Here is a 10,627-nt window from a genome sequence, read left to right as displayed (position 1 = left end):
CTCACACGCGCGTCCAGTGGCCCCGCCAGGCCGATTGTCGCCACGTTCGTTCATCGCACACCTCGCGAACCGGGCCGCACCCGGCACTGTCCCTGTCTCGTCCCACCCCGGCATTGCGCGGCTCATCGGCCCAACCCGGCCGGCCGCGCGTTGCGGATACCTTCAAAACGTCTTGCTCAACTGCATGTAGAACGTCGGCAGCTTGTCGTTGCCGGTCGTGTCGGGCGAGGTCGTGCGCCACGCCACGGTGCCCTGCCACGAGAACCCATACGGCAGCGCGAGATAAGCGCCAATGCCCGCGCCGCTGCGCGTGATGTTGTTCGGCCCCTGGTTCGGGCGCGGGTTCGCGTTGTACCAGCCCGTGCCGAAGTCGAAGAACGTGAACGCGGTGATCTTCGAGTTCACCGCGTAACGCAATTCGGTGGTCGCCACGAAGCCTTCGTCGACGAGGCCTTCGGAGGGCGAATAGGCGCGCACCGCGTGCGGCCCGCCCAGCAGGAAGCGCGACGAGTTGTCGAGCGTGGTGCCCGCCCACTGCCCCGAGAAGCCGAAGAAGAGGCTCACTTTCTCGGTCACCGCGTTCAGCCGGTTGGCGAAGAAGGTCGCGCGCACTTCGTTGCCCGCGGTATTGCGCCCGAACGCCGACTGGTCGATCGCGTAATTCGCGGCGTCCTTGAAATGCAGGCTGCCGATCAGCAGCTCGACGTCGGCGCTGTTGAAGCCGCCGCCGAACAGCGCGTCGCGGCTTTCATAAGTGAGCCCCACGCTGCCTTCGACCATCGAGCGCCGGTTGTGATCGTCGACGATGCCGATGTTGTCCGAGAGATCGCGGTACTCGAAATTCGCGCGCGCGAGCAGGTTCTGGTTGCGCGTGCGCAGCAGCGGATGCGTGACCGTGAAGTCGACCACGGTGGCGTCGCCGGTGGCGTCGAGCGAGGAATACTCCTTGCCGAGCGTGTAGTTCAGGCGCGCCACTGCCACGCCCACGCGCGTGCCGTACGCATTCACGGGCGCCTCATAGCCCACGCGTCCATACGCGGTGTCGAGGCGCTCGGCGCCGAGGATGCGCAAGTCGAGGTTGTCGCCGATGCCGAATGGCGAGTTCAGCCGCGCAAGCGCGCCCAGGCGCCAGGTGCCGCTCGTGGCGGCGCCATAGTTGTCGAGGTCGACGGCGAAGGTCCAGCGCTTCGCGGGCGCGACGCTGATCGTGAGATCGACGGTGCCCGGCTCGCTGCCCGCCTCGATGGCCGAAGTCACGGTGATGCCCGGCAAGTCGGAGAGCAGCAGCATGGTGCGCTCGAGCGTCTGCTGCTGCAGCGGCGCGCCCACCGGAATCTGCTCGACGCGCTCGCGCAGCAGCGACTCCTTGATCGGCGTGCCCGCGGCCACGTTCAGGCGCACGTGCCCCACGCGCCCTTCGAGCACGCTCAGCGTCACGTAGCCCGAGGTCACGTCCTGCGGCGGGATCACGACCTGTGCGAGCACATAGCCGCGCGCGCGGTAGATCTGCGTGATCTGGGCGGCAATGGCCTGCAGGTCGGCGAAATTCACCTCGCTGCCGATCTTGCCCTGCACGGGTGCCAGCAGCTCGTCGCTCGGGATCGTGTCGTTGCCCTTGAGCGCGATGCCCTTGAGCACGAAGCTCGCCCCGCCCGGCTGCGCGCTCGGCGCGTTCTCCTGCGGCACCGCGGGCAGTGCGCCCGCGCCACCCGGCGGCGCCGGGCGTGTCTCGCGCGGCTGCGTCTGGTTCAGGATCGTGCCGCTGTTCGGCAACGTCTGTCCCCAGGCGATAGCGCTGCTCGAGCAAGCGAGTGCGGCAATCGTTCGGATTCCTTTTTTCATGTCATGATCCGCGCGCGATGGAAAGACGCCAGCCGCCCATCAGGTCGAACGGCGCCCAGAAGAACGGATGCGCGAAACGCGGCTCCTTCATGACGGCGAGCTGCGCGGCGCGCATGGCGTCGATCGCCTCCTTGCCCTGGGCAAGCTGCGAATAGAACGTGCGCATCGTGATTGCCGTGGATTCGTCGGCCACCGGCCACATCGAGACGATCAGGCTCGTCGCGCCCGCGTAGAAGAACGCGCGCGTGAAGCCGAGGATTTCGTCGCCGCGCGCGATGCGCCCGAGCCCGGTTTCGCAGGCCGAAAGCGTGACGAGCGCGACGTTGTTGAGCTTCAGGTTGTAGACGTCGAGCGCGAGCAGCGAGTCGGGGCCGTCGGCGGGTTGCGTGGCGGGCGCGAGCAGGATGCGCGAGTGCAGCGGGTCGATAGTGTCGGCCTGGGCGTGCGTGGCCACATGCAGCACGCGTCCGCCCGGCGCGCTCTCGCGGAACTGCGCGCGCGTGGCGGCGCTTTGCAGGAACAGCTCCTTGGTCGCGAAGAGCGGCGCGATGCCCTCCACCTCGGCCTGCGCGCCGGGCAGCGCATAGGCGGGCGCGATCTGCGGATTGCCGAACGCCACGAGGTTGCTCGCCACCTTCTGGCGGCGCGCCTCGAGCTGCATGGCGATGCTCGCCGAGGGCTCGAGCGCGATCGGGTGCTGCTCGATCAGGAAGCCGCCCGGGCCGTGCAGCGCCTGGAACGGCAGATAGTGCAGCGCGCCGTGCGGCACGATGATGAGACGCTCCTCGGGCTGCAGCGCGAGCGGCGCGATCAGCAGCGCGTAGAGCTTGTCGCCGTAGGTGATCGCGTTCTTGCTCCGGTGCACGATGGCGTTGCGCACGTCGGTCACGGCCGTGTCGATGTCGGCGCGCTTGAGCGGCAGCGTGTGGCCCGAGAGGCCGCTCTTGCGGATCACCCACACCACGAGCGTGTCCTTAAGACTGTGGTATTCGACGATGGCCTCGTCGGGCCGCAGCGCGTCGCGCACCGCCTGCAGCGTCGGCACCGTGCCGTTGAGCTGCTGGTCGTCCACGCCCGTGTCGACGCGGTTGCGCACCACGTCGAGCAGCGCGCGCGCCCGGCTGCGTTCGGAGAGATTCCAGGCGCCCTCGTAGTCGCCCGCATCGACGGTCAGCTTGATCGCCTCTTCGAAGACCGATTGCGTGTCGCCGAACAGGCCCGTCTTGAACTCGTCGCTGCGAAAGCGCGCACGGATCTTTTCGGAGTCGTCCACGGCCTGCAGGTAGGCTTCGCGCGCGTGGTCCTTGTCGCCGAGCGCGAGGTAGGCGCGGCCGATGCCTTCGTGCACCCAGAGATTGTCGTAGCTGGCCTCGCTCGTGCCCCCGCCGGTCCCGATCAACTGCGCCTGATAGACCTTGAGCGCCTCGGCGGGCTTGCCTTCGGCGAGCAGCAGCTTGCCCTCGATGCGGCCATAGGCGGGCGCGAGCTCGGCGCTCGGGGGCGGGCCCGCCTTGTCGAGCGTCTGGCGCGCAGCGGCGGTGTCGCCCACGGCGATCTGCGCGTTGACGATGGACATCTCCACGAGCGGCCTGAAGCGCGGCGAGGCCGTCAGCAACGCATCGTCATAGGCCGCGAGCGCCGCTTGTGCGTCGCCACGGCGCAAGGCCACGTCGCCCAGCACCTTGTTGGCCGGCGCGAACACCTGGTCGGGCTGCTTCGGATTCGAGGCGAGCGCCTCGTGCGCGTATTTGTCGGCATCGTCGAGGTCGCCCGCATAGCTGTAGGCGATCGCCAGATCGCGCTTGGAGAGCGCGACGAGGTCGGCATTGTCGGTGCGCTCGGCCACCACGAGCGCGCGCGCCGCCGCGTTGATGCTGTCGCGGAAGTCGCCCCGCTCCGCCGCCGCCACCGACATGCTGCAGTAGTCGTAGGCCGGCAACGCAACGTGGTCGCGCGAGAGCAGGAGGCGCCCTTCGTCGGTCAGCGTCTTGAGCGTTTCCGCGTCGCGCTCGCGCTCGGCTGCCTCGCGAAAGCCCTGGGACTCGGGCGCGAGGCCGGCGGCGGGTGCGTCCGCGCCGGGCTTGGTTGCGCTAGTTGTTGCGCCGGTAGTTGCGCCGTTTACGGTCTTTTTGGCGGCAGCAGGCGCGGCCGCGTTGGCCGCGCTGGCCGCGCTGGCGCCGCTGTCGGCCGCGCTGGCGCCGGGCGGCGCGGCAATGCCGAGCAGCAACGCGCACAGCGCCGCGGCCGTGACCTTTGCGAGCGGCGCGTGTGCCGTCCGCGCGCGCGATCTGCACCCCGCGGCAGCCTGCTCTGCGGCCAATAGATGTTCGAGTTCGTTCACTTCGCTTTCCTGCAGGAAAGAAACATCACGCGACCGGGCCCTGAGCGCGCAGCCGGAGCAGGTCCGGCGGGCCATTTCATATGTGTTAAACGAAAAGGCCCCAGGCTTTTTGAAAGCCCGCGGAGAATTTCGTGTGAGGTTTCGGACACCCGCAAGCGCCCCCGGGCCGCGCACGCAACCACTACACTTTCAAAAACGGCCACGCCGAATCGTCTAGAAGTTGGATGGGGGAGCGCCCAGCCCGCGCGGCCGCGCGGCCAATTCATGCGCACAGCCTCGCCTGCCACGGAGCTTTGCCAGATGAGCAGCAGCACCGACGACAAGACGGTCATCGTGTCCGCATCCGGCGGACCGGACGCGCCGCGCGTGGACGACGCAACGGCCGCAACGGTGATTCAGGACGCATCGCGGCACGCCCCGCCAGCCGATGAGGCGGCCGCGAAGGACAGCGGCGCGGACCCGGCGCGGTCGGCGGTGCAGACGCCGGTGCAATCGCAGACGCAATCCAGAACGCAACCTCAGACGCAAGCACCGGCCAGCGCGCAAACGCAGCCGGCCGAGGCGAGCTCGACGGGGTCGGCTGGATCGGCGGGGTCGGCAAGTTCGGCCGCCGCCACCACCGCGCCCGAAACGAGCCACCAGGCCCTGCCCTTCAACACGCGCATCGCCGAGTTCGAGATCGTCGGGCTGATCGGCGAAGGCGGCTTCGGCATCGTCTACCTCGCCTGGGACACGCTGCTGCGGCGCCACGTGGCGCTCAAGGAGTACATCCCGGCCGCGCTCGCCGCGCGCGTGGCGGGCAGCGCCGAGGTCACGGTGCGCTCGCAGCGCCACGAAGACACCTTCCGCGCGGGCCTGAAGAGCTTCATCAACGAGGCGCAGCTGCTCGCGCAGTTCGATCATCACTCGCTCGTCAAGGTCTACCGCTTCTGGGAGGCCAACGGCACCGCCTATATGGTGATGCCGTACTACGAAGGCGTGACGCTCAAGGAGACGCTGCGCCAGCTCGGCGCGCCGCCCACCGAAGCCTGGCTGCGCGCGCTGCTCGCGCCGCTCATCGACGCGCTCGCCGTTCTGCACGCCGCGCAGTGCTTCCATCGTGACATCGCGCCCGACAACATCATGCTGCTCAAGGGCAGCCAGCGGCCGCTGCTGCTCGACTTCGGCGCGGCGCGGCGCGTGATCGGCGACATGACCCAGGCGCTCACCGTGATCCTCAAGCCCGGCTATGCGCCCGTCGAGCAGTACGCCGAAGTGCCGTCGATGAAGCAAGGCCCGTGGACCGATATCTACGCGCTCGCCGCCGTGGTCTATTACGCGATCGAGGGCAAGACGCCGCCCGCCTCCGTGGGCCGGCTGATGGGCGATACCTACGCGCCGCTCGCGACGACGGCGGCGGGACGCTACAGCGACGCGTTCCTGCGCGCCATCGACCACGCGCTCGCGGTGCGGCCCGAGGACCGCCCGCAGGACGTGCGCGCGCTCGCGGCCGAGCTGGGCATCTCGGCCGGCGGCGATGTCGCGGCGGGGCATGCGGGCGCGGGGGTCGAATTCCTGCAGCCCTACACCCTGCGCGAGGGAGAGACGGCGCTGCCGCTGCCGGGGGCCGGCGCCGCGGCGGGTTTGGGGGCATCGGGGCAGGCTTCTGGAGCGCCCAGGCCGTCCGGGTCGTCTGCTTCGACCGCTTCGACCGCTTCGTCTGCTTCGTCTGCTTCGTCTGCTTCGTCTGCCGCGGCGGCGGGATCGGCGCCAGCGCGCCCTACTGCCGGAGCAATACCGCCAGCGCCCCACAAACGCCGCACGCCGCTTGCGGCTATTGGCGCAGGCGTGGCCATCGTCGCAGCCGTAGGCGCCTGGCTGGCGCTGCGGCCCACGGGCGCTCCGCCGCTCGTGGCCCGGCACGTCAACGCGCCGGCTGCCCCCGCCACGGCGCAAACCACCGCACCCGGCGCGACGACGCCCGCAAGCGCCGCAGCCGGCCTGCCGCCCGTGCCGCCGCCAGCCGCGACGGCCTCACCGGCTCCGGAGACGACCGCGTCGGCCAGCGCAGCCACGGCACCACCGAGCACTGCTCCCGCGAATGCCGCGCCGCAAGCCGCCACGCTGGCGCCCTATACGCCCGCCAGCGAGTTTGAGCGCATCGTGACGCTCGCCGACCCGTCCATCGATGTGCGCACGACGTTGCGCAGCACCACCGCGCGCATCAAGAAGGACTTCCTGCAGTTCAAGGTGACGAGCAGCCGTGCGGGCCGCGTCTACGTGTTCATGGTCGATCCACAGGGCAACTATTTGATGCTGCTGCCCAACGAACGCGACAAGGCCAACACGATCGCCGCCGGGCAGACGCTCACGCTGCCGCGTGCGAGCTGGCCGATGCTCGCCGACGCGCCCGCCGGGCCGATCCACTTCCTCGTGATCGTGTCGCCCGAGCAGCGCGACTTCTGGGACGCCGGACTGCACCCCGGCGACGTATTCGCCGATTTCCCCGGACACGCGCAACGCGCCGCCGCGGCGCTGCGCACGGCGGATTACTCGCCGTTCGCGGGCAAGGCACGCTGCGCGAAGCCGGCAGCGGGGCAGCCCGCGAGTTGCAATAACGCGTTCGGCGCGACGACGTTCGAAATCGACGTGGTCGGCGGCAGTGGCGGCCAGGCGGCGATTGGCATGGGATCGCGAAGCATGGGACCGGGGTAAGAGCCTTGCGCTAACTCTCGTCGACCGCGAAGCATGGGATCGCAGTAAGAGCTCTGCATGGGGCTGGAGTAAGTGCTGAAGCACTTACTCCAGCCGACAGCTAAAGCGCTAACTGCGATCGACCGCGAAGCATGGGACCAGAGTAAGAGCTCTGCATGGGGCTGGAGTAAGTGCTGAAGCACTAACTCCAGCCGACAGCTAAAGCGCTAACTCTGGTCGACCGCGAAGCATGGGATCGCAGTAAGCGCTAAAGCGCTAACTGCGATCGACACAGGAGGCCGTCATGGACCGTGCGCTCTTTCTGCTCGCGGCGGCAGCGACCGCGCTCGCCGGCTGCGCGAGCGACAATCCGGCCAGCTCAGTGGTGATCGGGCCGGCAACGCAAACGCAGGCAGCAAAGGCACAAGCAACCGCGCCAGCGCAACCGGCCGCCATGGCGCCGGCAGCGAACGCACCGCAAGCGCCATCAGCGCCAACCGCGGCCGCAAGTCCCGCAACGATGGCCGCACCGGCAACCCCGGCGACACCCTCGGCACCGACCCTTCCGCCCCCCACCGCGAGCGCCACGCCGAGCGCACCGGCCCCCACCGCCGAGGCAAGCCCGTCAGGCGCACTGTCTCCATCCGCCGCGCCCGCGGCCGCCTTCGCCACACGCCACGCGTGGTACCAGGCCGCGCGCTTCTCCGACCTGCCCGGCTGGAGCACCGACGACCTCGGCGGCTCGCTCGACGCCTTCAAGCGCAGTTGCGGCGTGCTCGGCGCGCGCAACGGCTGGGCCGCGCCCTGCGCCGCCGCGCGCAGCGTCGATGCCGCCAGCGCCGCCGCCATCCGCCGCTTCTTCGAGACGTACTTCGACGTCTACCAGATCCGCAACACCGACCGCAGCAGCGACGGCACCATGACCGGCTATTACGAGCCGCTCCTGAACGGCAGCCGCCAGCCCGGCGGCGCCTACGTCTACCCGGTCTACGGCGTCCCCGAGGACATGCTCTACCTCGACTCGCGCCGGCTAGCCGGCGCGGCGCACGGCAGCATCACGGCGGCGCGCGTCGAAGGGCGCACGGTGATCCCGCTGCCGGGCGCGGTGCCGGGAAGCGCGAAGGGCGTCTACGCGCTCGACCTGCGCGACAGCGTGCCCGACATCCGCGACAAGAAAATGCGCCTGCGTCTGGACGGCGATCGCATCGTGCCGTACTACACGCGCGCCGAGATCGAGCGCGGCGTCGCGCGCGCGCCGGTGCTCGCGTGGGTGGACGACCCCGTGCTGCTCTATTCGATGCAGATGCAGGGCTCGGGCAAGATCCGCATGCGCGACGGCACGATCCGCCGCGTGGCCTATGCCGAGCAGAACGGCCGGCCCTTCCTGCCGCCCGTCGCGCACGCGGGTGCGAGCGGACGCAAGCTCAAGGTGCGCGGCATCGAAATGGAGATCGACGTCGCCGACGACAGCAGCAGCAGCAGCAACGGCCCCGACCTCGTCGCCGATGCGAACGGCCCGCAGGGCGCAGCGGGCGCGTCGAACAGCGGAGAGTCGTCGACGGGCGCGAACAACGACGAGGACGACCAGCCCGTCTCGCCGCTGCTGCGCGGCTTCAAGCTCGCCAACGCCGGCCCGGCGACGAGCGGCACGGCGCAACCCGCCGTAGCGAACGCGCAGAGCACGAAGAGCGCGAGCGTGGGCGCGGGCATCGCCACGGCGCTCGGCGCGAACGCGCATCCGCAGCACGCCTTCGCGACCTCCGACCCGAGCTATGTCTTCTTCCGGCCCATCCCCGACTCGCCGAACGGGCCGATCGGCGCGCTCGGCGTGCCGCTTTCGGCGGGACGCTCGGTGGCCGTGGATCCGCGCACGACGCCGCTCGGGGCGCCCGTGTTCGTCGCCACGGGCGACGCCCCGCAAACACCGGGCGCCGTGAACCGGCTGATGATGGCGCAGGACTCGGGCGGCGCGATCCAGGGCGCGGTGCGCGCCGATTACTTCTACGGCTTCGGCCAGTTCGCGCAAGCCGAGGCCAGCCGCACGAAGGAGCGCCTGCGCATGTGGCTGCTGTTGCCCAAGGGCTTGCACGTGGCCGCGCAGGAGACGGCCACGAAGACGCGCGGGCTGTCGAACCAGTCGAACGCGGACTGCCTCGTGGCCGATCCGCAATTGTGCGTGGACGACGATACCGGCAACGGGCAGTGAGGGCTTGTCGAATCCGCGTCGGGCCCGTGTGAGCCGCGACGCGCAAAGCGCCCTGTGAGAGGGCCCATCGCGCGATCCGGCGCATTGCACGCCGGATCGTTGCATGACATCAGAACGCGTGACGCAGCCCCGCCGAAACGGCGACCTGATCCTGCGTGGACGACGCCGCACTCACGCCGTTCAGGTGCGCGCCGAAGCCATACGGATTGGCGCTCACGTGCTGCCAGTCGCCCTGCAGGTACACGCTGGTTCGCCTGGACATCGCGTACTGGGCCTGGAGGTTGACCTGGTTGTAATTGGGGTTCTCGCCCGCGCCGAAATTCGCGCGCGTGTAGGTATAGGACCCCGCCAGCGTGACCATGGGGGTCAGCGCATAGCGCACATTGCCCTCGATGTTTTGCAGATGGGCGCTGTTCGCCTGGAGACGGATGGGTGCCGCGGCACCGGCCTGCGCCGCCGAAATGATGCCGCCGTGCGCATTGCTCAGATTCGTCTGCGTATAGACGACGCCTGCCGTCATCGGGCCATACGTGTAGTTGAGGCCGCCGCCGGCCGTGCGTTGCGTGCCCGCAGCAAAGGTATCGGTGCCGGTGACCGCGCCTGGATTGCCGGCCGCGATCGCCAGATTGTTGATGTCGTTGTTCAATTGCAGATAGCCCACGGCAACGTTCAAACCGCCATAGCGATAGCTGCCACCAAAGCTGTATGCGCGGTTATTGGCAAACGCACCGGCCGTATTCGAGAAGCCGTACAGCGCGCCGAACTTCAAGCCGCCGTAATTCACACTCGTGTATTTGACCGAATTATTGATGCGGTCCGAGCTGTTGAGGTTGTCGTTATCGAAGGGGTGAGCGGCAATCGTGCCGCCATAGGGCGAAGCCGTGAGCGAGAGCGGCGCGACGAAGTCGATGACGCTGTCGTACTGGCGGCCGAGCGTGAGCGAACCGAACCAGTCGCTCGCCAGACCGACAAATGCCTGGCGGCCGAACAGGCGGTTGTTTTGCAGGGAATTACCGTTGCTGATGCTGAAGCCGCTTTCCAGCGTGAAGATGGCCTTGAGGCCGCCGCCGAGGTCCTCGCCGCCTCGCAGACCCCAGCGGCTGCCGTTGACCGTGCCGCTCGTCTGCCGCCAGTTGCTATGGCCGGCCTCATTGTTCGTGTAGGTGATGCCGGCGTCGATCAGCCCGTAAAGCGTGACGCTGCTTTGTGCGTGTGCAGCCGTCGCGAATACGCCGGTCAAAGCGACGGCGATCATGGTCTTTTTCATGTTTTAAACCCGTATTATTGCGATTATTATTGATTTATTTAAAATGATTCGAAATTCTAAATAAATGTCAATTCACGTTTTTACAAACGCTTTACAGCCGCAATAGAATGCGGTGCTCTCACGATCTCGAAAGGCAGTTGTTGCAGTGAAAAGACATGAAGCATTGGCGCGGGTCAAGAATGCCGCTGAGGGGGCGAGCGCTTGAGTGGGCGACGCGGATATGAGCGGCGGCGCATGGTGCGCCAGCCTCGCTACTGGAAACACAAGCCGCAGTTGACGGGTAACGAAAGGCGGTTCC

At 68.4% G+C, this 10,627-nt stretch carries 5 protein-coding genes; 2 read left to right on the top strand and 3 right to left on the bottom strand.

What is annotated here, in order from left to right; translation table 11 throughout:
• Positions 1–162: 162 nt before the first annotated feature.
• Entirely contained in the window at positions 163–1,842 is a 1,680-nt protein-coding gene (locus tag BO1_RS10985) for a ShlB/FhaC/HecB family hemolysin secretion/activation protein (protein WP_028217607.1), read from the bottom strand.
• Between the two features lies 1 nt (position 1,843).
• Complete coding sequence (locus tag BO1_RS50540) at positions 1,844–4,183, bottom strand: CHAT domain-containing protein (RefSeq protein ID WP_245643763.1); 2,340 nt, start codon at positions 4,181–4,183, stop codon at positions 1,844–1,846.
• Between the two features lie 300 nt (positions 4,184–4,483).
• On the opposite strand from BO1_RS50540, the gene BO1_RS57305 reads away from it, so the two are divergent.
• Both BO1_RS57305 and mltA read left to right on the top strand, forming a co-directional pair.
• Positions 4,484–6,877: a serine/threonine-protein kinase gene (locus BO1_RS57305; RefSeq protein WP_084687874.1), complete on the top strand. Its 2,394-nt coding sequence runs from the start codon at positions 4,484–4,486 to the stop codon at positions 6,875–6,877.
• 283 nt (positions 6,878–7,160) lie between these two features.
• Positions 7,161–9,062 (top strand): murein transglycosylase A, encoded by a 1,902-nt coding sequence (gene mltA / locus BO1_RS10970; protein ID WP_028217606.1) that lies wholly within the window; start codon positions 7,161–7,163, stop codon positions 9,060–9,062.
• 109 nt (positions 9,063–9,171) lie between these two features.
• On the opposite strand, the gene BO1_RS10965 is transcribed toward mltA, so the two are convergent.
• Entirely contained in the window at positions 9,172–10,329 is a 1,158-nt protein-coding gene (locus BO1_RS10965; RefSeq protein ID WP_028217605.1) for a porin, read from the bottom strand.
• Positions 10,330–10,627: the final 298 nt, after the last annotated feature.

The organism is Paraburkholderia oxyphila NBRC 105797, from assembly GCF_000685075.1.
In the GTDB taxonomy this organism is placed as follows: Bacteria; Pseudomonadota; Gammaproteobacteria; order Burkholderiales; family Burkholderiaceae; genus Paraburkholderia; species Paraburkholderia oxyphila.
The sequence above is the reverse complement of the archived record's forward strand: the minus strand, read 5'-3'. Positions and strand labels throughout refer to the sequence as shown.